23 protein-coding genes are annotated in these 25105 nt (G+C 67.0%); 12 read left to right on the top strand and 11 right to left on the bottom strand.

Features of this window, described 5'->3' with window-relative positions; translation table 11 throughout:
* Positions 1–161 precede the first annotated feature (161 nt).
* Positions 162–3410 (top strand): acetyl-CoA carboxylase family protein, encoded by a 3249-nt coding sequence (locus BMX99_RS12785; RefSeq protein WP_170848728.1) that lies wholly within the window; start codon positions 162–164, stop codon positions 3408–3410.
* 172 nt (positions 3411–3582) lie between these two features.
* Positions 3583–5733, top strand: coding sequence for a selenide, water dikinase SelD (gene selD, locus BMX99_RS12780; RefSeq protein WP_093452363.1), 2151 nt, complete (start codon positions 3583–3585; stop codon positions 5731–5733).
* Positions 5734–5736: 3 nt separating this feature from the next.
* Here the strand turns inward: selD and mnmH are convergent, their stop codons facing one another.
* Entirely contained in the window at positions 5737–6783 is a 1047-nt protein-coding gene (mnmH, locus tag BMX99_RS12775; protein ID WP_093452360.1) for a tRNA 2-selenouridine(34) synthase MnmH, read from the bottom strand.
* 130 nt (positions 6784–6913) lie between these two features.
* Between mnmH and modA the strand changes: the two genes are divergently transcribed.
* Genes modA through modC form a run of 3 tightly spaced genes read left to right on the top strand, consistent with a single transcriptional unit; the run spans position 6914 to position 9440 of the window.
* Complete coding sequence (gene modA / locus BMX99_RS12770; RefSeq protein ID WP_093453305.1) at positions 6914–7669, top strand: molybdate ABC transporter substrate-binding protein; 756 nt, start codon at positions 6914–6916, stop codon at positions 7667–7669.
* Complete coding sequence (modB, locus tag BMX99_RS12765) at positions 7666–8373, top strand: molybdate ABC transporter permease subunit (RefSeq protein ID WP_093452357.1); 708 nt, start codon at positions 7666–7668, stop codon at positions 8371–8373. The genes modA and modB overlap by 4 nt, the downstream gene beginning before the upstream one ends.
* Positions 8370–9440, top strand: coding sequence for a molybdenum ABC transporter ATP-binding protein (gene modC / locus BMX99_RS12760; RefSeq protein WP_093452354.1), 1071 nt, complete (start codon positions 8370–8372; stop codon positions 9438–9440). The genes modB and modC overlap by 4 nt, the downstream gene beginning before the upstream one ends.
* Positions 9441–9621: 181 nt before the next feature.
* Here modC and BMX99_RS12755 read toward each other — a convergent pair whose 3' ends face one another.
* The 3 genes from BMX99_RS12755 to BMX99_RS12745 all read right to left on the bottom strand — a co-directional run bounded on the left by BMX99_RS12755 (position 9622) and on the right by BMX99_RS12745 (position 12250).
* Positions 9622–10323 (bottom strand): EI24 domain-containing protein, encoded by a 702-nt coding sequence (locus BMX99_RS12755; protein WP_093452351.1) that lies wholly within the window; start codon positions 10321–10323, stop codon positions 9622–9624.
* Positions 10308–10886: a nitroreductase family protein gene (locus tag BMX99_RS12750; RefSeq protein ID WP_093452348.1), complete on the bottom strand. Its 579-nt coding sequence runs from the start codon at positions 10884–10886 to the stop codon at positions 10308–10310. The genes BMX99_RS12755 and BMX99_RS12750 overlap by 16 nt, the downstream gene beginning before the upstream one ends.
* Before the next feature lie 248 nt (positions 10887–11134).
* Entirely contained in the window at positions 11135–12250 is a 1116-nt protein-coding gene (locus tag BMX99_RS12745; protein ID WP_244525537.1) for a class II histone deacetylase, read from the bottom strand.
* 123 nt (positions 12251–12373) lie between these two features.
* On the opposite strand from BMX99_RS12745, the gene BMX99_RS12740 reads away from it, so the two are divergent.
* The gene (locus BMX99_RS12740; protein WP_093452343.1) at positions 12374–12637 is read left to right on the top strand and encodes a DUF167 domain-containing protein; all 264 of its coding nucleotides are present in this window, start codon (positions 12374–12376) and stop codon (positions 12635–12637) included.
* A 102-nt stretch (positions 12638–12739) separates the two neighbouring features.
* Here the strand turns inward: BMX99_RS12740 and BMX99_RS12735 are convergent, their stop codons facing one another.
* Positions 12740–12985, bottom strand: coding sequence for a hypothetical protein (locus BMX99_RS12735; protein ID WP_093452341.1), 246 nt, complete (start codon positions 12983–12985; stop codon positions 12740–12742).
* A 150-nt stretch (positions 12986–13135) separates the two neighbouring features.
* Between BMX99_RS12735 and BMX99_RS12730 the strand changes: the two genes are divergently transcribed.
* The 3 genes from BMX99_RS12730 (at position 13136) to BMX99_RS12720 (ending at position 14540) form a co-directional block, all read left to right on the top strand.
* Positions 13136–13852 (top strand): M48 family metallopeptidase, encoded by a 717-nt coding sequence (locus BMX99_RS12730; protein ID WP_093452339.1) that lies wholly within the window; start codon positions 13136–13138, stop codon positions 13850–13852.
* Between the two features lie 149 nt (positions 13853–14001).
* Entirely contained in the window at positions 14002–14274 is a 273-nt protein-coding gene (locus BMX99_RS12725) for a DUF6455 family protein (protein ID WP_093452337.1), read from the top strand.
* Positions 14275–14285: 11 nt separating this feature from the next.
* Positions 14286–14540: a DUF6455 family protein gene (locus BMX99_RS12720; RefSeq protein ID WP_093452335.1), complete on the top strand. Its 255-nt coding sequence runs from the start codon at positions 14286–14288 to the stop codon at positions 14538–14540.
* A gap of 203 nt (positions 14541–14743) precedes the next feature.
* Here BMX99_RS12720 and rimO read toward each other — a convergent pair whose 3' ends face one another.
* On the bottom strand, positions 14744–16129 hold the full coding sequence (rimO, locus tag BMX99_RS12715) for a 30S ribosomal protein S12 methylthiotransferase RimO (RefSeq protein WP_093452333.1): 1386 nt from the start codon (positions 16127–16129) through the stop codon (positions 14744–14746).
* A gap of 101 nt (positions 16130–16230) precedes the next feature.
* Between rimO and BMX99_RS12710 the strand changes: the two genes are divergently transcribed.
* Positions 16231–18180: an AsmA family protein gene (locus BMX99_RS12710; protein ID WP_139199523.1), complete on the top strand. Its 1950-nt coding sequence runs from the start codon at positions 16231–16233 to the stop codon at positions 18178–18180.
* Positions 18181–18296: 116 nt separating this feature from the next.
* Here BMX99_RS12710 and BMX99_RS12705 read toward each other — a convergent pair whose 3' ends face one another.
* The 3 genes from BMX99_RS12705 to mce all read right to left on the bottom strand — a co-directional run bounded on the left by BMX99_RS12705 (position 18297) and on the right by mce (position 19898).
* On the bottom strand, positions 18297–19046 hold the full coding sequence (locus BMX99_RS12705) for a tyrosine-protein phosphatase (RefSeq protein WP_170848729.1): 750 nt from the start codon (positions 19044–19046) through the stop codon (positions 18297–18299).
* 163 nt (positions 19047–19209) lie between these two features.
* Entirely contained in the window at positions 19210–19494 is a 285-nt protein-coding gene (locus tag BMX99_RS12700; RefSeq protein ID WP_093452327.1) for a DUF1467 family protein, read from the bottom strand.
* Positions 19494–19898 carry a methylmalonyl-CoA epimerase gene (gene mce, locus BMX99_RS12695; protein ID WP_093452325.1) on the bottom strand — a complete coding sequence of 135 codons (405 nt, stop codon included), beginning with the start codon at positions 19896–19898 and terminating at the stop codon, positions 19494–19496. Before mce ends, BMX99_RS12700 begins: the two co-directional genes overlap by 1 nt.
* A 190-nt stretch (positions 19899–20088) precedes the next feature.
* Here mce and BMX99_RS12690 point away from each other — a divergent pair, with 190 nt between their 5' ends.
* The gene (locus BMX99_RS12690) at positions 20089–20805 is read left to right on the top strand and encodes a response regulator (protein WP_093452323.1); all 717 of its coding nucleotides are present in this window, start codon (positions 20089–20091) and stop codon (positions 20803–20805) included.
* Positions 20806–20978: 173 nt separating this feature from the next.
* Here BMX99_RS12690 and BMX99_RS12685 read toward each other — a convergent pair whose 3' ends face one another.
* Together BMX99_RS12685 and BMX99_RS12680 are read right to left on the bottom strand one after the other, a co-directional pair.
* On the bottom strand, positions 20979–21464 hold the full coding sequence (locus BMX99_RS12685) for a flavodoxin family protein (RefSeq protein WP_093452321.1): 486 nt from the start codon (positions 21462–21464) through the stop codon (positions 20979–20981).
* Between the two features lie 247 nt (positions 21465–21711).
* Entirely contained in the window at positions 21712–23379 is a 1668-nt protein-coding gene (locus tag BMX99_RS12680) for an NAD+ synthase (protein ID WP_093452319.1), read from the bottom strand.
* A 187-nt stretch (positions 23380–23566) separates the two neighbouring features.
* Here BMX99_RS12680 and BMX99_RS12675 point away from each other — a divergent pair, with 187 nt between their 5' ends.
* Positions 23567–25096, top strand: coding sequence for an MORN repeat-containing protein (locus BMX99_RS12675; RefSeq protein WP_093453302.1), 1530 nt, complete (start codon positions 23567–23569; stop codon positions 25094–25096).
* The last annotated feature ends 9 nt before the right edge of the window (positions 25097–25105 follow it).

Raw genomic sequence — 25105 nt, 5'->3', positions numbered from 1 at the left:
CCCTTGACCATGGAAACTAACACGGGTTTCGCCGAAATCTATGATGTCTTTGAACTTTGCCGGATTTTTGGTCACAGGACCCGGCGTGCAATCTGTTGACTCTGCGGTAGATCCCTCTTCCCATGGGCGGAAATTCGGGGATTGCGTCGGGGAGGGACAGCATGACCAAGGTGCTGATCGCCAACAGGGGGGAGATCGCGCTGCGCATCGCGCGCACGCTGGCAGAGCAGGGCATGGAGAGCGTCGCGATCCACCCCGATGACGACGCCGGGGCGCTGCATGTGGCGCGGGCGGATCAGGCCCTGCGTATCCCGGGACGCGGCGCGCGCGCCTATCTCGACATTGATGCGGTGGTGCAAGCCGGGGTGCAGGCGGGCTGTGACCTGGTGCATCCGGGCTACGGCTTTCTAAGCGAAAACAGGGATTTCGCGGCCGCGGTCGAAGCGGCGGGGATGTTTTTTGTCGGCCCGACGCCCGACAGTCTTGAGCTATACGGCGACAAGCTGCGCGCCCGCGCGCTGGCCCAGGCGCATGGCGTGCCGATCCTGCAGGGCACCGGCGCGCTTGACGCCAGAGAGGCCACTGACTTCATGGCAGGTCTGCCCAAAGGCGCGACCGTTGTGCTCAAGGCCGTTGCGGGCGGCGGGGGGCGTGGCATGCGCGTGGTGACGGATCCGGCCGACCTGGCCCAGGCCCATGCCCGCTGCCGATCCGAGGCCCAGGCGGCCTTTGGCACTGGCGCGATCTATGCCGAACATTTCATCACCCGCGCCCGGCATATCGAGGTTCAGGTGCTGGGCGACGGGCAGGGCGGCGTGTTGACCCTGGGCGATCGCGACTGCACCCTGCAGCGCCGCCATCAGAAGGTGATCGAGATCGCGCCCGCCCCGGATCTGGACCAGGACCTGCGGCAGGCGCTGGCCGACCACGCCCGGACCCTGGCCGAGGCCGGGCAGTATCGCGGGCTGGGGACCTTTGAATTCCTGCTCGACATGGACAGCGGCGCGGCCTTCTTCATCGAGGCGAACCCCCGCATTCAGGTGGAACATACCGTCACGGAAGAGATCTTTGGCCTCGATCTGGTCGCGCTGCAATTGCGCATCGCGCAGGGGGCGCGGCTGGCCGATCTGGCGCTGACCCCCGTGGCGCGGGGCGTTGCGATCCAGGCGCGCGTCTGCCTGGAAGAGGTGACGCAGGATGGCACGGTGCAGCCCTCGGGCGGGGTGTTGTCGCGCTATGACCCGCCCGCCGGCCCCGGCGTGCGCGTCGATGGCCACGGGTTCGCGGGGTACGCGGCGGGCACGGCCTATGATTCCCTGATCGCCAAGGTGGTGGCGACGGGCCCGGACATGGGCCTGGCCCGCGCCCGCCTGGACCGCGCCCTTGCCGAATTCCGGATCGAGGGACCGGCGTCGAACATCGGCTGGCTGCGGGCGCTTCTGGCCGATCCGCTGGTGCAGGCGGGCAGGGCGCATACCACCCATATCGCCGCGATTGCCGGGGCGCTGGCCCAGGCGGCAGGGGGGCTGACGCCTGCGGGTGCGGCGATGGTGACCACGCAGGACAAGGCCCCGAAGGCAGTGGTTCCCGAAGGCCACCAATCGGTTGCGGCCCCGATGCAGGCGACGCTGACCGATTGGCGCGTCTCAGTCGGGGATGTGGTTCACGCAGGGCAAGAGATCGCGATCCTGGAAGCGATGAAGATGGAACACGTGGTGACCGCGCCCGCATCGGGGCAGGTCACGGCGCTGTTCCTGGGCCAGGGCGACACGGTGATGCAGGGCGACCCCCTGGCCGCTCTGCTGCCCGGCGAAGGGGCCGCCGATGCCACCGCGCAGGCCGAGGACCTGGACCTGGATCGCATCCGGCCGGATCTTCAGGACATGTTCGACCGCCGTGCGCTTGGCCTCGACGACGCCCGCCCCGAGGCCGTCGCCAAACGTCATGCCCGCGGCCAGCGCACCGCGCGCGAAAATATCGCGGATCTTGTCGATCCCGGATCCTTCAATGAATACGGGGGCTTCGCCGTGGCCGCGCAGTCCGGTCGACGCAGCCGCGCGGATCTTGAGGCGCAGACATCGGGTGATGGCATCCTGACCGGAACAGCGGCGATCAACGGCGATCTTTTCGGACCCGAGGCGACCCGCGCCGCCCTTGCCATCGGCGATTACAGCGTGCTGGCGGGCACCCAGGGGCAGCGCCATCATGGCAAGCTGGACCGCATCTTCCGCCTCGCGGGGGACCACGCCATTCCCATGGTGCTTTATGCCGAAGGCGGGGGCGGGCGGCCCGGCGATACCGATCGCAGCAATGTCTCGGGGCTGGATTCGCCGTCGTTTGCCGCCTTTGCCGAACTCTCGGGTAAGGTTCCGGTGGTCGGCGTGGTGGCCGGGCGCTGCTTTGCCGGGAACGCCGCGCTGCTGGGCTGTTCGGACGTGATCATCGCGACCGAGGACAGCAATATCGGCATGGCCGGTCCCGCGATGATCGAAGGCGGCGGGCTGGGCAGCTATCGCACGGAAGAGGTCGGGCCGATCGACGTGCAATGGGGCAATGGCGTCGTCGACATCCGCGTGAAGGACGAAGCCGAAGCCACTGCAATGGCGCGAAAATACCTTGGATACACCCAGGGCGACCTGCGCGACTGGACCGCCCCGGATCCGCGTCTTCTGCGTCATCTGATCCCCGAGAACCGGCTGCGCGTGCACGAGGTCCGCGATGTGATCGCCGCCTTGGCGGACACCGACAGCGTGCTTGAGCTGCGGCGCGGCTGGGGCCCGGGCATGGTCACCGCCTTCATTCGGATCGAAGGCCGGCCCTACGGGCTGATCGCCAACAACTCCAAGCATCTGGGCGGGGCGATCGATGCGGATGCGGCGGACAAGGCCGCGCGATTCCTGCAGCTGTGTGACGCCTATGGGCTGCCCGTGGTCTCTTTGGTGGATACGCCCGGTTTCATGGTGGGGCCCGAGGCCGAGAAGACCGCGCTGGTGCGCCATGTCAGCCGCATGTTCGTCGTCGGCGCGTCGCTGCGTGTGCCGATCTACGGCGTGGCGCTTCGCAAGGCCTATGGCCTGGGGGCCATGGCGATGGTCGGTGGCGGGTTCAAATCGGCGGCCGCCATGGCGTCCTGGCCGACCGGGGAATTCGGCGGCATGGGGCTTGAGGGCGCGGTGCGGCTTGGCTTCCGCAAGGAGCTTGAGGCGCAGCCGGACGAGGCGGCGAAACAGGCGCTGTTCGAGGAACTGTTGGGGCGGATGTACGCACAGGGCAAGGCGGTCGCCTATGCCTCGGCGGTGGAGTTGGACGCGGTCATCGACCCGGCCGAGACGCGCCGCTGGATCGCCAATGCGCGCCACGCCTGCCCGCCAGGTGGTGCAAAGGGGCGGCCTTTCGTGGATACTTGGTAGGGCGCTGGATTATATATTTACAATCTTTCGTCTTGATTGGCTGCTTCATTGGGCGATCATGATTGTGCAAAAGCGATAAATCTGTCCGTGTGTCCAAACCCCGCCATGACGATGGACGCACCCCGGCGAACCCTGTAGCCATGGTCAGGATCGCAGACGAAAAGGTGACAGGATGCAGCGCCAGATCCCCCTGACACGGGACATCGTTCTTGTGGGCGGCGGCCATGCCCACGCGCTGGTGCTGCGCATGTGGGGGATGAAACCCTTGCCCGGCGTGCGGCTGACCTTGGTCGATCCGCGCCCCGTGGCCCCCTATACCGGCATGCTGCCCGGCCATGTGGCGGGGCATTACACGGCGGATGAGATCGGCATCGACCTGGTGCGCCTGTGCCGCTTTGCCGGTGCGCGGCTGATCATCGGCGCGGCGGACGGGCTTGATCCCGTCAACCGCGTGCTGAGCGTGGGCAGCAGGCGCATCGGCTATGATCTTCTGTCGCTGGACATCGGCATCACCGGGGATCTGCCGCAGGTGCCCGGCTTTGACCGGCACGGCACGCCCGTGAAACCCTTCGTGCGCTTCGCCGCCGGGTGGGAGGACTTTGTGGCCAAGGGGCAGGGCCCAGCTGTGGTGATCGGCAACGGCCTGGGTGGGGTGGAACTGGCGCTGTCCATGGCGCGGCGGTTGGGACCGGGTCGGGTGAGCGTCGTCGGTGGCGAGCGTGTCGCCCATGTGGGCGCGGCGCTGAACCGGGTACTGCTGCGCCAGCTGCGCGCGCTTGGCGTTGTGCTGGTGCCCGGCCGCGTCGTCGGGGTCGAGGGCGGCGCGGTGCATCTGGCCGACGGGCGGATCCTGCCATCCGCCTTCACCGTCGGGGCCGCAGGGGCCACGCCGCAGCCCTGGCTGGAAGACACCGGTCTTCCGCTGAGCGATGGTTTCATCCGCACCGGGGCCGATCTGCAGGTCGAAGGCCATCCGGGCCATTTCGCCGCCGGGGATTGCGCGCATCTTGTGGCCTCACCCCGGCCCAAGGCGGGAGTCTTTGCGGTGCGCGCGGCGAAGGTGCTGTTTCACAACCTGCGTGCTGCCGCGATGGACAAACCCCTGCGCAACTTCCGTCCGCAGCGGCATTTCCTGCGGCTCGTCTCGCTTGGGGACCGCACGGCTTTGGCCGAAAAATGGCCCGCGCTGCCCCTGGCTCCGGCGGGGCGGCTGATCTGGCGCTGGAAGGATCGGATCGACCGGCGCTTCATGTCCAGACTGACCGATCTGCCACCTATGGTTGCGCCCGATTCGGGCGAAATCGCCACGGGCGTGCAAGAGATCCTGGGGCAGGCCCCCTTGTGTGCAGGCTGTGGATCCAAGGTCGGACCGGGCGTTCTGCATCAGGTTCTTTTGGGGATGGACCGTCCTGCGCGGGCGGATGTGATCAGCGGGCCGGGGGATGACGCGGGCGTGCTTGAGATCGGCGGCAGACGGCAGGTTCTGACCACCGATCACCTGCGCGCCTGTACCGAGGATCCCGGCCTGATGGCCCGGATCGCGGCGCAGCACGCGCTTGGCGATGTCCGTGCCATGGGGGCGGATCCGCAGTCGGCGCTGGTTCAGGTCATCCTGCCGCGCGCCTCGGACGCCATCCAGGCCCGCATGATGGAGGAGATCATGCAGGCCGCGGGCGATGTCTTCCACGCCGCCGGGGCGGTGATCCTGGGCGGGCACAGCACCATGGGGGCCGAGCTGACGATCGGGTTCACCGTCACGGGCCTGTGCGATGCGCCGATCACCCTGGGCGGCGCGCGTCCGGGCGATGTGCTGATCCTGACCGGGCGGATCGGATCCGGCGTGGAGCTGGCGGGCGAGATGCAGGGCAAGGCGCGCGGCGCGGATGTGGTGCAGCTGTGGCAGCGCATGGCGGAGGGGCCGGGCGACGTGGCGGCGCTGCGCGGGGCGCGGGCGATGACTGATGTGACGGGCTTTGGCCTGGCGGGGCATCTGATGGCGATTTGCCGGGCCTCGGGCACGGGGGCGCGGCTGGACCTGGCGCAGATCCCGCTGCATCCCGGCGCGCTGGAGCTGTCGGAACAGGGCGTGCGCTCAACGCTTTATCCGGCGAACCGCGACCATGCCCCGGTCTTCAGCCGCGAGGATGCGCGCACGGCCCTGTTGCATGATCCGCAGACGGCGGGCGGCTTCCTGGCCGCCGTCGCCCCGGATCAGGCCGAAGCGGTGCTGGCCGATCTGCGCGCGGCGGGGGTAGAGGCCAACCGGATCGGTGAGATCACCGAGGGGCCCGTCGGGATCACGGTCGGCACAAGCCCGACCTAACCGCTAGACGCCCTTGATCGACAGGATCTGCGCGGCGGCGCTGCGCAGGATCCCTTCGCTCAGGTCATTCAGCGGAACGATCGCGGCCACGGCGGCCTTGCGCGCGGTGGACCGGGCATAGCGGGGATCATAGTGATCGCGCATAAGTCCTTGGGCCAAGGCGGAAAATTCGCGCGCCTTTGCCTGTGCCTGCCAGTCGGCAATCTGATCGGCGGCATGATAGGGGCGCAGGGCGTCGATGATCATGCTCAGCGCGGCGGGATCGCCGGTCAATTCCGCATAAGTGTCGATCAGGTGACGGGCGCGGTCGGCCAGGGGGGCGGTGACGGCGATCCGGGGCGCGCCCAGCATCGCCTTCCACAGAGATCCGGGGATCAGGATGTCGCCGATCTTGTTGCTTTCCGCCTCAAGATAGACAGGGCGGGCGGGATCCAGACCTGCCAGCGCCCCGGCCAGGCGGCTTTCGAACATCTTCTGCGCCGGTTGCGGGCCGGACAGCCCGCCGAACAGCGATCCTCGGTGTTCGGCCAGCGCCTCGAGGTCGACGACCTGGGCGCCCTGGGCGGCCAAATGGTGCAGAAGGCGGGTCTTGGCCGTGCCGGTGTTGCCGTCGATCAGCACGGGCGACCAGGGTAGAGGGGCGTCGTGCAGCATGGCGGCGACCATGCGGCGATAGGCGCGATAGCCGCCCTCGACCACCTCGGCGCGCCAGCCGATCTGGTTCAGGATCACCGCGAAAGACCCCGACCGTTGTCCGCCACGCCAGCAATAGACCAGCGGGCGCCAGCCTCCGTTCCGGTCGGCCAGCGGGCCTTCGATATGGGCGGCGGCGTTGCGCGACACCAGCGCGGCGCCGACCTTGCGGGCGGCAAAGGGATCGACCTGCTTGTAGATCGTGCCGACGCGGGCGCGTTCCTCGTTCGACAGCACCGGCAGGGATATCGCGCCGGGCATGTGATCCTCGGCGTATTCGGCGGGGCTTCGGACGTCGATGATGTCGTCAAAGCCCAGGCGGGGCAGGTCGGGAAGCGGGGGCAGCGCAAGGGGCATGGCGGGTGGTTTCGATCCTGGTTGTTCACCCTGCATAATGTGGTTTGCACCCTGTTGCGACCCGAGATGGCGTTTTGACTTGAATTCGGACCCGCCCTTGGTTGACATGGCATCCCAAGAAGCGCCGATGATGACACGAATTCTAGCCCTTTTCCTCACCTTGATGACGCTGGCCCTGCCGGTGCGGGCCGAAAGCCTGCTGGTCTTTGCCGCCGCCAGCCTGGGCGGTCCGCTGGACCGCGCGGCCGAGCTTTGGGAAGACCGGACCGGGCAGGTGGTCGTGATCTCTTATGGCGGAAGCTCGGCCCTCGCGCGCCAGATCGAGGCCGGCGCCCCGGCGGATGTCTTCCTGTCGGCGAACGAGGGCTGGATGGACCACCTGGCCGCGCTTGGCCGGATCGACAATGCCACCCGTCGCGCCGTGCTGCGCAATCGCCTGGTTCTGGTGTCCCATGCGCGCGGGGCCCCGGTCGAGATCACGGCGACCACCTATCTGCCGGCGATGATCGGCTATGACCGGCTGGCCGTGGGGCTGATCGACGCCGTCCCCGCCGGGGTCTACGCGCGCGAGGCGCTGACCACCCTGGGGGCCTGGGACGGGCTGAAGGATCAGCTGGCACAGGCCGACAACGTGCGCGCGGCGCTGTCGCTGGTGGCCACGGGCGCGGCCCCCTGGGGCATCGTCTATGCCACCGACGCCATGGCTGAACCGCGGGTGTCGCTGCGCGGGGTCTTTCCCGAAACCAGCCATGCGCCGATCACCTATCCGGCGGCGCTGGTCGCGGGCGGCGATCCCAAGGGCGCGGATTTCCTGAGCTTTCTTGGCGGGCCCGAGATGCGGGCGGTCTTTGACGCGGCCGGGTTCCTGGCCGTCCCGACCCCGTGAGCGCCCTAGGCGACGCCGCCTGGCTTGGCCCGCAGGAATGGGCCGCGCTGCGCCTGTCGCTGAAAGTCGCCTTCTGGGCCACGCTGCTGTCGCTGCCTCTGGGCATCTGCGTCGCGCATCTGCTGGCGCGCGGGCGGTTCCGCGGGCGCGAAATCCTGAACGTCGTCGTGCATATGCCGCTGGTGCTGCCGCCGGTGGTCGTGGGCTATCTGCTGCTTGAGACCTTTTCGCCCGTGGCCCCCCTGGGACAGGCGCTGGCTCAGATCGGCGTGGTCTTTGCCTTCCGCTGGACGGGGGCGGCGCTGGCGGCGGCGGTCATGGGCTTTCCGCTGATGGTGCGCGCGATCCGCCTGGCGATCGAGGCGGTGGACCCCAAGCTGGAAGAGGCCGCCGCCACCCTGGGCGCCACGCGCCTGCGGGTCTTCTTCACCGTGTCGCTGCCTTTATCGCTGCCGGGGGTGCTGGCGGGGGCGGTGCTGGGCTTTGCCAAGGCCATGGGCGAATTCGGCGCGACCATCACCTTTGTCTCCAACATCCCCGGCGAGACGCGAACGCTGCCCTCGGCCATCTATGCCTTCCTGCAGCAGCCCGGGGCGGATGGCGCGGCCTGGCGGCTGGTGCTGGTCTCGGTGCTGGTGGCGACCCTGGCGCTGATCGCGTCCGAGGCCCTGGCACGCCGCATGGCGCGGAGGGTGCGCGCATGAGCCTGAAGGTCGATCTGCGCCATCCCCTGGGTGAAGTGGCTCTGGACGCAAGGTTCGAGGCCCCGCATGGGGTCACCGCGCTTTTTGGCCGGTCGGGCGCGGGAAAGACCAGCGTGATCAACGCGGTGGCGGGGCTTCTTCACCCCCATGCCGGCCGGGTCGAGGTGGACGGAGAGGTCCTGTTCGACGCCGCCAGGGGCATCAACGTCCCCGTGCATCGCCGCCGTTTCGGCTATGTCTTCCAGGATGCGCGGCTGTTCCCGCATCTCGATGTGCGGCGTAATCTTCTGTATGGCGCACCCGACGATCAGGGGCTGGGCCGGGTCTGTGATCTGCTGGGGATTGCGGATCTGCTGGCGCGTCGACCCGCGACGCTATCGGGCGGCGAAAAGGCGCGGGTGGCCATCGGGCGGGCGCTGCTGTCGCGCCCCCGGATGCTGCTGATGGACGAACCCTTCGCGGCCCTCGACCAGGCCCGCAAGGAAGAGATTCTGCCGTATCTCGAACGTCTGCGTGACGAGGGCGGCGTGCCGATCCTGTACGTGTCTCACAATGTCGAAGAGGTCGCCCGCCTGGCCGCCACCCTCGTGGTGCTGGACAGGGGCAGGGTGGTGCAATCCGGCCCGGCCGAGGCGCTGTTTGCCGATCCTGCTCTGGCCCCGTTGCTGGGACCGCGCGCCGCCGGAGCGATCCTGTCCGGCCGGGTGGTGGCGCATCACGACGACGGCCTGACCGAGGTCTCAGCCGCCGGAGGGCGCCTGTTCCTGCCGCAGGTCGGCCAGCCCGCCGGGACGGCGCTGCGGGTGCGGATCGAGGCGCAGGACGTCATGCTGGCGCTAGAGCCCCCGACAGGGATTTCCGCGCTGAACGTGCTGCCGGTGGTGATCGCCCAGATGCATCAGGGGCAGGGGCCGGGCGTGATGGTTCAGCTGCGCGCCGGTGAGGATCTTTTGCTGGCCCGCGTCACCCGCCGCTCTGCGCAGGCGCTTGGACTGGTGCCGGGGCTGGCCTGTCACGCGGTGATCAAATCGGTGGCCGTCGCCCCCGGCGGGGTTGGTCGCGGGTAGCTTGCGAAAAGGCCGCTGTGCGGTCGATGAGAGGCCCAGTTTGCCGTGACAGGGCCGATCTCGCTGACTTCAGCTATGGGTCCCGCCCGGCGGCAACGCCGGGCAGCGCCGACCCGCCCCCAGGGCGGCGCTATTGCGCCACCCTCGGGTCGGTCGCTGCCCTCAGAGCATGTGCCAGCCCTCACCGCTGCGGCAGCCGATGGAAGATATGCGTGAACGTCGCGGCCCCCATGATTGGGATCAACAGGTTCACCAGCGGCACCGACAGCGGCATCGCCATCAGTACCCCGGCCGCCCAGATCGTCAGGAAATGCTTCTTCCGCAAGACCTTGGCCTGGGCCCGGCCAACCCGGCGCATGGCGGCCAGCGTGTAATATTCCCGCCCCAGCAGGAACCCGTTCAGCCCCCAGAAGATGAACAGCGCAAAGGGCGCGAAGATCGCATAGACGAACAGCGCCAGGATGTTGGCCACGATGATCACGCTCAGAAAGCTGAGCGTATCGACCAGCGCCTCGGACAGGGGCAGGCGCGGCGCGGGGGGCAGGTCCGGGTAATGCCGGTCCTCGACCGCCTGCGCCACGTCGTCCAGGAACATCGAGGTGATGGCCGAGGCCACCGGCACCATCAGGAAGACCGACAGCACCAGCATCAGCCCGAAGGAGGACCAGGTCAGCAAGTCCTTCAGCCAGGTGACCTCTCCGATCAGGGGCAGGGTCGCGGTGTCGCCGACGCTCCACTGCAGGAAACCCAGGAACCCGGCGTAGACCGCCACCAGAAGCGCCAGGGTCAGCCCGATGCCGATCACCAGCACCCGGCGGAACCGGGGATCGCCCAGCTGGCCAAGTGCTCCGAAGAAGGACGACAGGATTACGCCGACAGCCACGTCGTGATCCCTTCCACATCCGGACGGGCGCGTTCAACGGGGGCGGTTGCGAAGCTGCCGATATGGACGATTCCCGCGACACGTTCACTGGTCTCAAGTCCTAGACCCTGTTCGACAAATCCCCGGTCGAAAGAAATCCAGCCGGTCACCCAGCCCGCGCCCCAGCCCGAGGCCAGCGCGGCGTTCACAAGGCTCAGACAGACCGCGCCGGCGGACAGCGTCTGTTCCAGCGGCGGCACCTTTTCCGAGGCCACGGGACGTTCCACCACGACCACCGCCAGGTTGCCCCGGTCGAATTGTCCGCGCGCCTTGGACTGGTCTTCCTCGGGGCGGCCTAGGGATTTTGCGCGGGCCTCGGCCAGGTCGGCCAGCCGGGCCATCGCGGGTTTCTCGATCACGATGAACCGCCAGGGGGCCAGCGCGCCGTGGTCGGGCGAGCGTGCGGCAAGGGTCAGAAGCGCGGTCAGCTCGTCCTTTGAGGGGACGGGCGTGGTCAGCAGTTTCGGCGAATGCGAGCGGCGTTTGGCCAGGAAATCAAGCGCGGCCTGGTTTTTCTCGGGCATGGGATCCTCTTTCTGTTGGCCGATATGTCGGGGCTGAGGGCCATGGGGTCAAGTCGGTTGGAGCGGATCTTCGAAGGTGGAAGAGGAGATGAGGGCAGCGACCGACCCGAGGGGGGCGCAATAGCGCCGCCCTGGGGGGCGGGTCGGCGCTGCCCGGCGTTGCCGCCGGGCGGGACACATGATCGAAGGGAGCAATATCTGCTGGGGAAACACTGCCCTTGGCGAATTTCCCAAAGGGTTAGTCGCTGCTAACCCCCAAACTCCGCCGCCATCTCACCGATCAGCCCGGAGATGAAGGCATCGAACCGGGCGTTCGGCTGGCGGGCGGCGACCGTGGCGGCCATCGGGTCGGGGGCCTTGTGGGACGATCCCGAGAGTTCCTCCAAAACACGGTGACCGCAGAAGGGCACATAGGCCTCGGAATAGCCGCCCTCGTGCACCAGCAGCAGGCGGCCCTCGCAAAGGCGCTCGGCGGCGTTCATCACACGGACGGTCATTTCGCCGAAGGTTTCGGCGGTGCACAGCATCCGGGCGATCGGGTCGAAGATCCCGGCGTCGAAGCCGCAGGCGACGATGATGACATCCGGCGCAAAGCGGTCAAGCGCGGGCAGGACGATGCGGTCCATCACCTCGAGATAACCCACATGGCCCGCACCCGGCGGCAGGGGGATGTTCATGTTGAACCCGTCCCCCTTGCCCCGGCCCCTGTCAGCAACATCGCCAGTATCCAGCGGATAGTTCTTTTCCTGGTGGATCGAAATCGTCAGCACATCGTCGCGGTCGTAATAGATGTGCTCGGTCCCGTTGCCGTGGTGCACATCCCAGTCGATCACCGCGACCCGGCGTGCGTGACCGGCGGCCTGTGCGGCCTCGATCGCGATGGCGATATTGGCCATCAGGCAGAAGCCATTGGGCCAGTCGGGCAGGCAATGGTGGCCGGGCGGGCGCGACAGGGCATAGGCGTTGGTGACATTGCCCTCCATCACGTCCATGAGCGCCTGTTTCGCCAGCCCGGCCGACAGGGCCGCAATCTCGTATCCGTCCTTGGCAAAGGGGGTGCGCAGGCCCAGCTCTCCGCCGCCGGCGTCGGACATGGATTTGAACTCATCCAGGTAGCTGGCGGGGTGGATGCGTTCCAGGTCGGCGCGGCTGGCGGGCGGGGCCGAGGTCATCACCAGATCGGCGGTGATCCCGGTGACCTCCATCAGGTTGCGCAGCCGGCGCTTGGTCTCGGGGCTTTCGGGCAGGCCGCCTGCGGCCAGCGGCTGGACCAGCCCGCCCAGGGGCAGGGTCAGGGCGTAATTGCCTCCCGCGTGCCAGAAACAGCGTTCGTCCCAGTAAAAGCCGGTTTTCCCGGCGCGCATGCTTGTCCCGTCTCGCGCCATGGCGCATCCTCCCTGTCATTGGGCCAGCGTGATCTGGCCTTTCCTTTTGGACAAGTGTGGCCCGGCGCAGGGTGCGGGGCAAGCGGGGATACGCGGGGATACATGGCACGGGATCTGCCGGATTTGACGGGGTTGGCGCAGTCGGGCGCGGAAATCACCGTGCGGGTGACACCCAAGGCCGCGCGCGACCGTATCGTGGTCGAAGAGGGTGCGATCCGCGTCTATACAACCACCGTGCCCGAGGGCGGGAAGGCCAACAAATCCGTCATCGCCCTGCTGGCCAAGGCCATGGGCGTGCCGAAATCGGCGCTGACGCTGGTGCGTGGGTGCACATCGCGGGACAAGGTCTTTGCGCTGAAGGGGTGAGCCTTACGCGGCGGGGGGCCGATCAGACCTCGCTCCGATCAGACCTCGTACTGATCAGCCCGGGCACCGGCCAGACCTGACGCAGACCAGACGCGGACCGGCCTAGTCCTGTTCCGAAGGACGAAGCGTATAGCTCCCCTCGGGCAGGTTGAAGGCCGCGGCAAGATCCCGCAGCTGCGCCATGGACAGGGTGATCTTCTGCACATTGTCCTGGCGGGGGTCATATTGTTCGATCGTGACACATTCCGCGAAGGCGTTGATGACAACGTCCTCCTGCAACATCGTGTCGGCCTCGTCATCGACAAGGGTGATCAGGGTGCTGTCAAATTCGTGCTCGATGGTGAACATGTATACTTCTTAGCCAGCTCATTGCCCCCGGGGCAAGCGGCTTTGCATTCCGAAGGGGTGATATGTTCGTGACATGACGGCAAAGTCAGGTTTGCGTGGTTGAAAATTCACCCCGAACTGCCGATAGATAGGGCCAAAGAGGCAGGACACATGCGCAAAGCCCAGATCATCAGAGCCCTATTCGTTCCGGTCCTTCTGGCGCTGGCCGCCTGTGATGTGCCGGTGCCGACCAGCACGCCCCCCAGCCAGCCCTCGCAGACGACCGAGGAGATCCCGGCCGACGTCCGCGCCGCCGCGCGCCGCTTCGTCACGGTGGCCGACCGGGTCGAACCCGTGGCCGAGGCCGCCTGCCGCGCGCAGGCCCCGGATCTGAACTGCGATTACAACATCGTCGTGGATGATCGCGCTGATGCCCCGATCAACGCCTTCCAGATGGTCGACGACAAGGGGCGGCCGGTGATCGCGGTGACCGTGCCGATGATCGCCTATGTGCAGAACGACGACGAGATGGCGTTCATCCTGTCGCACGAAGCCGCCCACCACATTGCCCGCCACCTGGACCGGCGGCGCGAATCGACACGGGCCGGGGCGCTGATCTTTGCCAGCGCGGCGGCGCGGGGCGGTGCCTCGGGGGCGGCGCTGGATACGGCGGCCCGCCTGGGGGCTGTGCTGGGATCGCGCGTCTACGCCAAGGACTATGAACTTGAGGCCGACGCCATCGGCGCGCGGATCGCCCGCGACGCGGGTTACAACGCGATCAATGGCGCGCGCTATTTCGAACGCTCTCCCGATCCGGGCAACCGGTTCCTGGGAACCCATCCGCCCAATGCAAACCGGGTCGAGGCCGTGCGCCGCGCCCTCCGCTGAACCGGGCAACACGCTTCAGGGGGCCGATCATGGCCCCCTTTTTGTTGCCGCACCCCCAAGGTTTTCCGCTTTTTTCTCAGGTTTGATCCGGATCAAGGTCGCACGCCCGGGGCCGGTCTATCCCATGGCCATCAGCCGGGAGAGACCGCATGCCGAAACTGGGACACATCCACACACATCTGAACCTCGTGCGCCGCATGGGCCAGGCGACGGGCGTCGATCTGTCCGAGGCGATGCAGGCCGGGCAGGTCACCTCTCCCGAGTGGGCCGAGATGGTCACCAACTGCCGGGGCTGTGCCTGTGCGGACAGCTGCAGGGGCTGGCTGGACCAGCAGTCATTGGCGGGGCGGACCGACCGCGCCCCCGACTATTGCGAAAACACCGCAACCTTCGCCCGGCTGGCCCGGGTGGCCGCGGAATAAGGATCGAAGACATGGGATTTTTCAGCCGACTCGTCAAACATGAGGCGCTGTTTCAGGGCATGAGCGAAAAGCTGGGCGTCGATTTCGGGCGGTTCATCCTGCGCGATGCCGATATGGTCGGGGACTACCGCGGGGCCGTTCTGGCCTGTGCCGCCTGCCGCGAGGGCGAGGCCTGTGCCAAGTGGCAGGCCAATCACGACACCGCCCGCAGCGCGCCGTCCTATTGCCGGAACAAGCGCCTGCTGGAAAGCCTGCGGGGCGATTGATCCGCCTCCGGCCTCGTCGGGTCGGAGACAAGGGATACCGGTCCTTCGCCAGCAGCAACGGTCATGGGGCGTTGCTGCACTGGGCAGAGCGGGGGACAGGTCAGACGCCGGCGCAGTCGTGGGGACAATGCGCCGGCGTCGTAATTTCAGGGTGATCCGGGCGATTGGAAAGGGCCGGGTCGCAGGGCCCGATCACGCGATTCTTAAACCCGGCGACCCCAGAGATCGTATTCGCTGGCCTCGTCGACCTCGACGGTGACGATGTCGCCGGCGCTCAGGCCTTCAGTGCCTTCGTCGATGAACAGGTTGCCGTCGATCTCGGGCGCATCGGCCTTGGTCCGACAGGTGGCGATGCCGTCCTCGTCGATGTCGTCGACGATCACGTCCATCACTTTTCCAACCTTTGCGGCCAGTTTCGCCTCGGAAATGGCCTGAGCCTTTTCCATAAAGCGATCCCAACGGTCCTGCTTGACCTCATCCGGCACATGGTCGGGCAATTCGTTGGACCGCGCGCCATCGACGTTTTCGTACTGGAAGCAGCCGACGCGATCCAGCTGCGCCTCGTCCATCCAGTCCAGCAGGGTCTGGAATTCTTCTTCCGTCTCGCCGGGGTAGCCGACGATGAAGGTGGATCGCAGGGTTATGTCCGGGCAGATGTCGCGCCATTCGGCGATCCGGTCCAGCGTGCGTTCCGCCGCCGCCGGGCGTGCCATGCGGCGCAGCGTGTCGGTGTGGGCATGCTGGAAGGGGATGTCGAGATAGGGCAGGATCTTGCCCTCGGCCATCAGGGGGATCAGCTCGCGCACATGGGGGTAGGGGTAGATATAGTGCAGCCGCACCCAGGCCCCCAGTTCGCCCAGTTCGCGCGCCAGGTCGGTGATATGGGACCGGACCTCGCGGTCCTTCCAGGGGTTGGCGTCATGCTTGCGATCCACCCCATAGGCCGAGGTGTCCTGCGAGATCACCAGCAGCTCCTTGACGCCCGCATCCACCAGCTTTTCCGCTTCGCGCAGGATCGCATGGGCAGGGCGCGAGGCCAGTTTGCCGCGCATGTCGGGGATGATGCAGAATTTGCACTTGTGGTTACAGCCTTCGGAAATCTTAAGATAGCTGTAGTGCCGGGGTGTCAGGCTGACGCCGCTGGCAGGCAGCAGGTCGATAAACGGATCGGGCGCGGGCGGCACCGCGCCATGCACTGCGTCCAGCACCTGTTCATATTGATGCGGGCCGGTCACGGCCAGCACGCGGGGGTGCACGCCGGTGATATACTCGGGCTCGGCCCCCAGGCAGCCGGTCACGATGACCTTGCCGTTTTCATTCAGCGCCTCGCCGATGGCCTCAAGGCTTTCGGCCTTGGCGCTGTCAAGGAAACCGCAGGTGTTCACGATCACCGCATCGGCCCCGGTGTAGTCCGGGCTGATGGCGTAGCCTTCCGCGCGCAGGCGGGTCAGGATGCGTTCACTGTCGACCAGCGCCTTGGGGCAGCCAAGGGACACCATGCCGATCGACGGCTGGCCGGGGCGGCGCGTGTCGTCGAAACGGGGCGTAGGGGCAAGATCCGGGCGAAGGCTGGGAGGATTCTGGGACATGGCCCGCCTATACCGCGTTGCGGCCAGTTTGCAAGCGTCACCGCTTGCTGCCGGGGCGGGGGCTGCTATCGTGGCTCGGCGAAACCCTGCCGGAGGACCTGATGCGGCTGATACGTCTGTTGATCGGAACTGTGATCGTCTTTGCCCTGGTGCTGATCGGTGGTTTCTTTTTGATTCCCGGCGAGAAAATCGCCCAGATGGCCGCGGATGAGATCAGCCGCAGGACCGGCCGCGACGTGCAGATCGGCGGGGCCGCGCGGGTCACCTTCTGGCCCGAACTGGGGATCACCGCCGACGGGCTGAAGATCGCCAATGCGCCCTGGTCCGAGAACGGCCCGATGTTTCAGGCCAAGTCGGTGACCATCGGGGTGGATGCCGCGGCCCTGCTGAAGCGCGAGGTCCGGATCCGCGCGCTGACCGCCCAGGCCCCCGAGATCCTGCTGGAACGGAACCGCCAGGGCGTGGGCAACTGGGAGGTCACGTTGAATGGCGCGTCCGGTGGCGCGGCCCAGGATACGGCGGCCCCGGCCGGCACCGCACGCCCCACGCCCATCACCCTGGACCGGGCCGAGGTCACGGGGGCGTCGGTCTATTTCATCGACGCCCAGGCAGGCACCGAGATCAGCCAGCGCAACTTTGACCTGGTGCTGGCCTATCCCGACGATGGCGGCGCGGCGGATGTGGATCTGATCCTGCGCCCGGCGGGCGATCCGGTGCGGCTGCGCGGCGTTGTTTCGGACGTGGCGGGGCTTGCGGGCGGCGACATCAGCCCGCTTTCCCTGACGGTCGAGATGCCGGGCGCGAAGGGCAAATTCGATGGCCGCGCCTCTCTTACCCCCGAAGTGCAGGGCGCGCTTAGCCTCACGGCCTCGGACACGGGGCGGATGATGGCGGCCCTGGGACAGGCCGATCCGGGGCTGTCGCCCGGGTTGGGCCGGGATCTTGCGGTCGCGGGTGACATCACGCTGACCCGCGACAACCGGCTGGCCCTGCGTGAAGGCACGCTGTCCTCGGGCAAGAACTCGGCCCGGGTCGCGGCGGATCTGGCGCTTGGCGGCGACCGTCCGCGCCTGACCGCGCAGCTGACTGCCGGGGCGCTGGACCTGACGGCGCTGTCGTCCGACGCGGCTCCGGCGCAGGCGGGGGCGGCGCAAGTCGGCTGGTCCACCGCGCCGATCGACGCCAGCGCTCTGGGCGCGCTGGATGGTGAGATTTCGCTGAGTGCGCCCTCGGTCGCGCTTGGGGCGACGACTCTGGGCACGACGCGGGTTCTGGTGACACTGGACCGGGCGCGCGCGGTGGCGACCCTGCGCGAGGTTCAGGCCTTTGGCGGGGTGCTGACCGGGGAATTCGTCGCCAACAACCGCAATGGCCTGTCCGTCGGAGGAGACCTGACCGCCAGCGGCATCAAGCTGAAACAGGCGCTAAGCGAGCTTGCCGGCATCACCAGGTTCACCGGCGATGCCTCGGCCCGGGTGAAATTCCTGGGCTCGGGTCAATCGGTGGCGGCGATCATGAATTCCCTGTCCGGCGACGGCGGGATTGAAACAGGGCGCGGCACCATTGAAGGGCTGGACCTGGACCGGCTGTTCCGGGGCGGCGATCCGACCGGAGGCACCACGATCTTTGACGCGACCACCGCGAATTTTGCCATTGCCCAAGGGGTCCTGAGCAATTCTGACCTGCTGATGAAGCTGGCCGGGATCGAGGCGCGCGGCGAAGGCCGCGTCGACCTGGGCAAGCAGATGATCGACTATCTGTTCACGCCGGTCAGCCTGAAGGCCCGCGACGGGCGCGGCCTGGCGCTTCCAGTGCTGATCCGGGGCCCCTGGGCCAAACCGCGCATTTCCGTCGACGTGGAAAAGGCGATTGAACTGAACGCGGCGGAAGAGAAGAAGGAATTGGAAAACCGTGTGCGCGAGAAGGTGAAAGCCAAGGTCGAGAGCGAGCTTGGCATCACCCAGCAAGAGGGCGAAAGCGCCGAGGATGCGCTGCGCCGCAAGCTTGAAGACGAGGCCAAGAAGGGCCTGTTGAAGCTGTTGAACCGGTAATCGCGGCGCGCGCGGGGTGCCATTTAGGTGCCGCGCGCAGGGTGCCATCTATGCGCCGGGCGCAGGGTGGTCGTGGCAGGGGGCGGATGGCCCCCGGCAACACACCCTAAGGGGTTTTAAACCAGCCGCGCCACCAGCTGCGCGCGCAGGGCGGCGTCGATGCCGATCTGATCCAGATAGGCGATCGGCCCGCCATAGGTCGCGTCCAGGTGATCCAGCACCCCCAGCATGGTCCGCGGTTCCGAGGCCAGGATCTGCGCAGTGCGTTCCGGCGTCTGGCCCCGGTCGATGATGATCGCCCGCAGCTGATCCATCAGCGATGCGCCAAGCCGCGCGGTCAGCCCGTATTCGGCGGCGATCACGTCGCGGTGCACGCCCGCATTGGCCAGCAGCAGCATGGCAATCAGCCCGGTGCGGTCCTTGCCGGCGGTGCAGTGGAAATAGACCCCGCCCGGCGCGGCCTGGGCGATGGTGCGCAGCACGGCCGCCATGTTCTCCTGGCAGGTGTCCAGCGCCAGGCGATAGCGCACGCCAAAGTCGAACTGCCCGCCGGTTTCCTCGGCCATGCGGTCGATCGGGTCCAGCCCGTCAAACAGGGGAATGTTCACGTAGAGGACACGCGGATCATCGGCCAGGGGGTTGGGCGCATGGGCAATTTCGTCGCTTCGGCGCAGGTCGATGATGGTCGACAGGCCGCGCGCCAGAAGATCCTCGTGATCATCGGGGGCGATACCGGTCAGCGCACAGCCGCGCCAGATCGCATCCGCCCGGGTGGTGCCGCCCTGGTCTGTCTCATAGCCGCCAAGGCACCGGATATTGTGGACGCCGGGATAGGGCAGGGCTTGGGTGGTCAGGGTGACGGTCATGGGGGCTCCTCTCGCTGTGGCGCAAGGTACGGGAATGCGCGGGCGGGGCAAGAGGCAACCCGGCGGGCCGTTCCTATGGGGCCGGACTACCCGCATGTGCGCAAGGGGCGGGCGGTCGGCAAAACGGCCCCGGAAGGGGCCGCTGATCAGGATCCGGAAAGGATCAATTGTCGGGATAGGCGTTGTCCAGACGACCCCACCAATCCATGTCCTCGACCGTGATCCAGCCCGAGACGATGATCCCGCCGATGATCGCGAAAAGCACGATGGAAATCCCGGTGGTGATCCAGATCTTGGCCTTGAGGTGATGCACTTCGGGGGCACCCGACTGGGTGCCGGGGGTGACCTTGCCCACGTCCTGCTGCGTCTTCAGCTTGATCGGCACGACGCAGAGCAGGGTCATGAACCAGATGACGGCAAAGAGAACCAGGGCAGAGGTGGGACCCATCAGACCTGCTCCAGTTCCACGAGGCAGCCGTTGAAATCCTTCGGATGCAGGAACAGTACGGGTTTGCCATGGGCGCCGATCTTCGGTTCGCCCGTGCCCAGGACGCGCGCGCCGGTGGACTTCAGGTGATCGCGCGCGGCGAGGATGTCGTCGACCTCGTAGCAGACATGGTGGATGCCGCCGCTTGGGTTCTTGTCGAGAAAGCCCTGGATGGGAGAGTTCTCGCCAAGCGGGTAGAGCAGTTCGATCTTGGTGTTGGGCAGTTCGATGAAGATCACGGTGACGCCGTGGTCGGGTTCGTCCTGCGGTTCGCCCACCTTGGCCCCAAGGGCGTTGCGGTATTGGTCCGCGGCGGCGGTCAGGTCGGGAACGGCAATGGCGACGTGGTTCAGGCGGCCAATCATGGGGATCTCCTCTTTGGTTGGCCCTTATATGCGGCGCGGCGCAGGTTCAGGCAAGCGGACAGGGCGACGCGGGGGGCGTTGGCGGGCGTGAGCCCTGGGAAAATGACGCAACGGCGCGGGCGTTAACCGCGGATTCAGATCTGCGGCGCTAGGCTGAGGCGGGGCTGGATATTCCAGAAAGGAGACCCGGATGGACGACAAGACATACCTGCCGCGCGATCACGTGCCGACGCCGTCGCGGCCGCTGCTGGGCATGACGATCCTGGTGGTCGAAGACAGCCGCTATGCAAGCGAGGCGATGCGCCTGATGTGTGTCCGCTCGGGCGCGCGCATCCGTCGGGCGGATTGCCTGGGCTCGGCCCGGCGGCACCTGCAGGTCTATCGCCCGACGGTGATGATCGTCGATCTGGGGCTGCCGGACGGATCGGGCCTGGACCTGATCCGCGATCTGTCCCGCGCGGTGCCCCGGGTGGACGTGCTGCTGGCCGCCTCGGGCGACGACGGCGCCGAAGAGGCCGCGTTCGAGGCCGGGGCAGACGGGTTCCTGGCCAAGCCGGTGACCAAGCTGGCCGCCTTCCAGAACGCCATCCTGGCCCATGTTGCGCCTGACCGGCGGCCCGCTGGCCCCCGGCTGGTCGATCCCGATGACATCCAGCCAGACGCCATGGCCTATCACGACGACATGGTCGCCATGGCCGAGGCGCTAGAAGGGCCGGCCGATGGCCCCGTCCTGCGCTATATCACGCAGTTCCTGTCGGGTGTGGCCCGGTCGGCGCGGGATACGGTTCTGCTGGACGCGGTGGACGCGCTGCGGGCGGATCAGCGGGCCGGCTGCGATGTTGCGCCGGGGATCGCCCAGGTCTCGGGCCTGCTGCGGGACCGGATGGTGCAACGGGCGCGGATCTGACAGGGGGGGATGGGTCGAGGCTGGGATTCAGGACGGGCCTTGGGGCTGGCTTTGGCATGGCTCAGGGGCCAGAACCGTGTCCAGTTCTGACGGCACAAGCGAGTTCGTGCCAAGTGAAGTTCCACAAGCACATTCGGGTTCATGCCACATGAAGTTCAGGGTCGGCCCCGAGGTCAGAAAACCCCAAGCGTCAGCCCGGCGGCCAAGGCAGCCCCAAGGTCACGGCACAGGGCCAGATCCCCGTCCGGGATCAATTTCGGGGCCAGGATCTGGTCTGGCGTCTGCGCATTGGTGCAGATGATCAGCGGCTCTTGCACCTGTTTCAGCCGCCACCCCGTCGCGATGCGGGCGGTCTGGCGGGCGGCGTTGCTGCCGTCGGATCCGGCACAGACCATCTGGGCATAGGGCCGGCCTTCGATGCGGCCCAAGACCGGGTAATAGCTGCGGTCGAAGAAATCTTTCATGACACCTGCAATGGCGGCCAGATTTTCCGGCGCGGCAAAAACATAGCCGTCATGGGACAGAAGGTCATCGGGGCCTGCATCCGCTGCGCGGAGAAGGGTGGCGTCGCCTTCTGCAGTGGCCGCGGCATGGGCGGCGCGGGCCATCTGTTCGGTGCCGCCGGTGGCGGAGTGGTAGACGATCAGGAGGCGCGGCATCGGGTGCTGTCCTGCGGGTCGCGCGCATGCCCGTAAGGGCGGGTAAGCTTTTGCGTGGACGGGGGGGCTCCTCGGCCCTTGCGGGCCTCCTCGCTTTGGATGCGAGGGAATGTGGGGCGAAGAGATTTGCGGTGTGGTGGTTGTGCCAAAGCGTGGCCAGAGTCGGCGCTCTCGGGCCGGTCAGGTCTCACAGGCGATCCCGACAGGCCCCCCAAAGGCCCCGCCAAACCGAATATCCCCGCGGCGATCACGCAGCCCCGCCGGGGTCGCGCCAGCGGTTGGCGATCGGATAGCGGCGGTCCAGCCAGAAGGCGCGCTTGGTCAGGCGGGTGCCGGGCGCGGACTGGAAGCGTTTGTATTCACTGATGTAGATCAGGTGTTCGACCCGTTTCGCATCGGCGCGGTCATAGCCTGCGGCGACGCAATCCTCGATGGATCCGTCCAGATCGACAAGAATTTCCAGGATCGCGTCCAGCACCGGGTAATCGGGCAGGGAATCGCTGTCTTTCTGGTCCGCGCGAAGCTCGGCCGAGGGGGGCTTGGTGATGATGCGGTCGGGGATGACCTCTCCCTCCGGGCCCATCATCCAGTCGCGGTGATTGGCGTTGCGCCAGCGGCATTGTTCGAAGACGCGGGTCTTGTAGAGATCCTTGATCGGATTGTAGCCGCCCGCCATGTCGCCATAGATCGTGGCATAGCCGACCGCGACCTCGGATTTGTTGCCGGTGGTCAGCAGCATTTCGCCGAACTTGTTCGACAGGGCCATCAGCAGCAGACCGCGCAGACGGGACTGGATGTTTTCCTCGGTCGTGTCGGGTGTCGTGCCTTCGAACAGCGGGGCCAGCGTGTCTGTGATCGCCGCGCGGCCGGCGCCGATCGGCACGTAGTCATAGCGGCAGCCCAGGTTTTCGGCCACGGCCTTCGCGTCTTCCAGCGAATGCTCTGACGTGTATTCCGAGGGCAGCATGACGCAGCGCACGTTCTCGGCCCCAAGCGCATCGACGGCGATCGTGGCGACGATGGCGCTGTCGATCCCGCCCGAGAGGCCCAGCAGAACCTTGCCGAAGCCCGTCTTGCGGCAATAGTCCCGCAGCGACAGCACCATGCAGCGGTAATCCTGTTCCCAGTCGTCGGGCGGCGCGATCTTGTCGCCCTCGCGGATGCGCCAGCCGTCATCGGTGCGGTCCAGGTCCACATGCACGACAGCGGTGTCGAAGACCGGCATGTGAAAGGCCATGGCCCCGCCGGGGTTCAGCCCGAAGGTGCCGCCGTCAAAGACCTGGTCATCCTGGCCGCCCACCATGTTGAGGTAGATCAGCGGCAGCCCCGTTTCGACCACGCGCGACACCATGTGGTTGTAGCGGGTGTCCATCTTGCCGCGGTAGTAGGGCGAGCCATTGGGCACCAGGAGGAATTCCGCCCCGGTCTCGGCCAGGGTTTCGGGCACTTCGGGGTGCCAGGCGTCTTCGCAGATCGGGCTGCCGATGCGCGTGTTTCCAACGGCATAGGGCCCGCCAAGCGGCCCGCTGTCATAGAGCCGGACCTCGTCGAAGACGGTTTCATTGGGCAGGTTATGCTTCAGCGCGCGGCTGACGATCTTGCCCTTGGTCAGCACGTAGTAGGCATTGTAGAGAGAGGCCCCTTCCAGAGCGGGGCCGCCGATGGCGATCGAGGGGCCGTCGGTGCAGTCACGGGCCAGGGCCTCGATCGCGGCGATGGCCGTCTGGTGAAAGATCGGTTTTTCGACCAGGTCCTGGGTCTGGTAACCGGTGATGAACATTTCCGGAAAGGCGACCAGGTCGGCCCCGGCGGCTTTGCCCTGTTCCCAGGCGTCGCGCGCCTTGGCGGCATTGCCGGCAATGTCGCCGACCGTCGGGTTGAGCTGGCACAAAGTGATGCGGAAGCTGTCGGTCATCGGGGCCTCGTTCGTCCTGTCCGTGCCTGCTTAGCGGCAGGGGGCGGCAAGGAAAAGGTGATTTGGCCAAAAGGCATTGCGGGTCAGCCGTCTGCGTCTTAGGTTTTGACCCGATCCGGCCCGCAAGATGGCCGGGGATCGGCCGCTGATTGGCCGAGGTTTGGCGGATGTCCCGGGGGGCAAGGTGATGCGCAAGGTACAGCAAAGATCGGATCGGACTAGGCGTCTGGGCGCGCATGCGCTTGCTGTCGGGCGGGCTGTTACCCTGTCGGCGGGGCTGGGCCTGACGGGGTTGGGTGTTGGTGCGGCTCCTTCCTGGGCGCAGGAGGTCCAGACCAAGCAATATGACGACGGCGGCGTCTATGAGGGCACGTTCAAGGACGGACTTCAGCACGGCACCGGCACCTATACGCTGCCCAATGGCTACGAATATTCCGGCGACTGGGTCGAGGGCGAGATCCGCGGCCGAGGCACCGCCAAGTTTCCCAATGGATCGGTCTACGAGGGCGAATTTGCCAAGGGCAAACCCGATGGCGTGGGCAAGATCATCTTCTCGGACGGCGGCACCTATGAGGGCGACTGGGAAGAGGGCAAGATCAATGGCACCGGCGTTGCCTCTTACGCCAATGGCACCAGCTACGAGGGTCAGTTCCTGAACGCCATGCACCACGGGCGCGGCGTGATGAAGGCCCCGGGCGGCTATCTTTATGACGGTGAATGGGTCAACGGGGTGAAGGAAGGCGAGGGCCAGATCTCCTACCCCGACGGGGCGATCTACGTGGGCCAGATCGTGCGCGGCGCGCGCGAGGGGCAGGGCAAGCTGACCATGCCCGACGGCCTGATCTATGAAGGGGCCTGGAAGAACGGCCAGATCGACGGGGTCGGCACGCTGACCCAGCCCAATGGCGACATCTACGAAGGCGCACTGGTCGAGGGCAAGCGCGAGGGCCGGGGCAAGGTCACCTATGCCAACGGCGACGTCTACGAGGGCGAATTCGAGAACGACCTGCGCCACGGCGAAGGCCAGTTTTCCGGCGCGGATGGCTATACCTACGCGGGCCAGTGGGTGCGCGGGAAGATCGAGGGCGTGGGCCGCGTGACCTATCCCGACGGGTCGGTCTACGAGGGCGAGTTCCGCGATGACCTGGCCAATGGCATCGGCAAGATCACCTATCCCGACGGCGCCACCTACGAGGGCCAGTGGAAGGACGGCGTGATCGACGGCCGCGGCATCGCCACCTATCCAAGCGGGCTGACCTATGAGGGAGAGTTCCGCAATGCCCAGAACCATGGGCAGGGCGTGATGTCCTATCCCGACGGCTATCGCTACGAAGGCCAGTGGGTCGATGGCGAACGCGAGGGCCAGGGCAAGGCGACCTATGCCGACGGGTCGGTCTACGAGGGCGGGTTCAAGGCCGGCAAGCGTGACGGCGAGGGCCGGATCGAGATGGCCGATGGCTTTGTTTACGAAGGCGGCTGGAAAGATGGCGAGATCACCGGCAAGGGCCGCGCCACCTATGCCAACGGCGATGTCTACGAAGGCTTCTTCGAGGGTGGCCGCCGCCAGGGGCAGGGCGTGATGACCTATGCCTCGGGCGAGGCCGAGCGCGGAGACTGGGTCAACGGGGCGCTGCGGGCGGAACCGGGGGCTGAGGCCGGTGGAAATGCCGGATCGGATGCGGCTGCGCAGAGCGGTGAGGGCACCGCGACCGAGTGACGGTTTGAG

It is taken from the genome of Pseudooceanicola nitratireducens (assembly GCF_900109195.1).
Lineage (GTDB): Bacteria > Pseudomonadota > Alphaproteobacteria > Rhodobacterales > Rhodobacteraceae > Pseudooceanicola > Pseudooceanicola nitratireducens.
Note: the sequence above shows the minus strand (reverse complement) of the source record. Positions and strands in the feature narration are given on the sequence as shown.

Coding starts and splice junctions, on each gene's coding strand:
- BMX99_RS12785 (WP_170848728.1), top strand. CDS start 162: ATGACCAAGGTGCTGATCGCCAACAGGGGGGAGATCGCGCTGCGCATC.
- BMX99_RS12680 (WP_093452319.1), bottom strand. CDS start 23,379: ATGACCGACAGCTTCCGCATCACTTTGTGCCAGCTCAACCCGACGGTC.
- BMX99_RS12720 (WP_093452335.1), top strand. CDS start 14,286: ATGGGATTTTTCAGCCGACTCGTCAAACATGAGGCGCTGTTTCAGGGC.
- modA (WP_093453305.1), top strand. CDS start 6,914: ATGACACGAATTCTAGCCCTTTTCCTCACCTTGATGACGCTGGCCCTG.
- selD (WP_093452363.1), top strand. CDS start 3,583: ATGCAGCGCCAGATCCCCCTGACACGGGACATCGTTCTTGTGGGCGGC.
- BMX99_RS12690 (WP_093452323.1), top strand. CDS start 20,089: ATGGACGACAAGACATACCTGCCGCGCGATCACGTGCCGACGCCGTCG.
- rimO (WP_093452333.1), bottom strand. CDS start 16,129: ATGTCCCAGAATCCTCCCAGCCTTCGCCCGGATCTTGCCCCTACGCCC.
- BMX99_RS12725 (WP_093452337.1), top strand. CDS start 14,002: ATGCCGAAACTGGGACACATCCACACACATCTGAACCTCGTGCGCCGC.
- BMX99_RS12750 (WP_093452348.1), bottom strand. CDS start 10,886: ATGCCCGAGAAAAACCAGGCCGCGCTTGATTTCCTGGCCAAACGCCGC.
- BMX99_RS12710 (WP_139199523.1), top strand. CDS start 16,231: ATGCGGCTGATACGTCTGTTGATCGGAACTGTGATCGTCTTTGCCCTG.
- modC (WP_093452354.1), top strand. CDS start 8,370: ATGAGCCTGAAGGTCGATCTGCGCCATCCCCTGGGTGAAGTGGCTCTG.
- BMX99_RS12685 (WP_093452321.1), bottom strand. CDS start 21,464: ATGCCGCGCCTCCTGATCGTCTACCACTCCGCCACCGGCGGCACCGAA.
- BMX99_RS12740 (WP_093452343.1), top strand. CDS start 12,374: ATGGCACGGGATCTGCCGGATTTGACGGGGTTGGCGCAGTCGGGCGCG.
- BMX99_RS12735 (WP_093452341.1), bottom strand. CDS start 12,985: ATGTTCACCATCGAGCACGAATTTGACAGCACCCTGATCACCCTTGTC.
- BMX99_RS12675 (WP_093453302.1), top strand. CDS start 23,567: ATGCGCAAGGTACAGCAAAGATCGGATCGGACTAGGCGTCTGGGCGCG.
- BMX99_RS12700 (WP_093452327.1), bottom strand. CDS start 19,494: ATGGGTCCCACCTCTGCCCTGGTTCTCTTTGCCGTCATCTGGTTCATG.
- mnmH (WP_093452360.1), bottom strand. CDS start 6,783: ATGCCCCTTGCGCTGCCCCCGCTTCCCGACCTGCCCCGCCTGGGCTTT.
- mce (WP_093452325.1), bottom strand. CDS start 19,898: ATGATTGGCCGCCTGAACCACGTCGCCATTGCCGTTCCCGACCTGACC.
- BMX99_RS12730 (WP_093452339.1), top strand. CDS start 13,136: ATGCGCAAAGCCCAGATCATCAGAGCCCTATTCGTTCCGGTCCTTCTG.
- BMX99_RS12745 (WP_244525537.1), bottom strand. CDS start 12,250: ATGCGCGCCGGGAAAACCGGCTTTTACTGGGACGAACGCTGTTTCTGG.
- BMX99_RS12705 (WP_170848729.1), bottom strand. CDS start 19,046: ATGACCGTCACCCTGACCACCCAAGCCCTGCCCTATCCCGGCGTCCAC.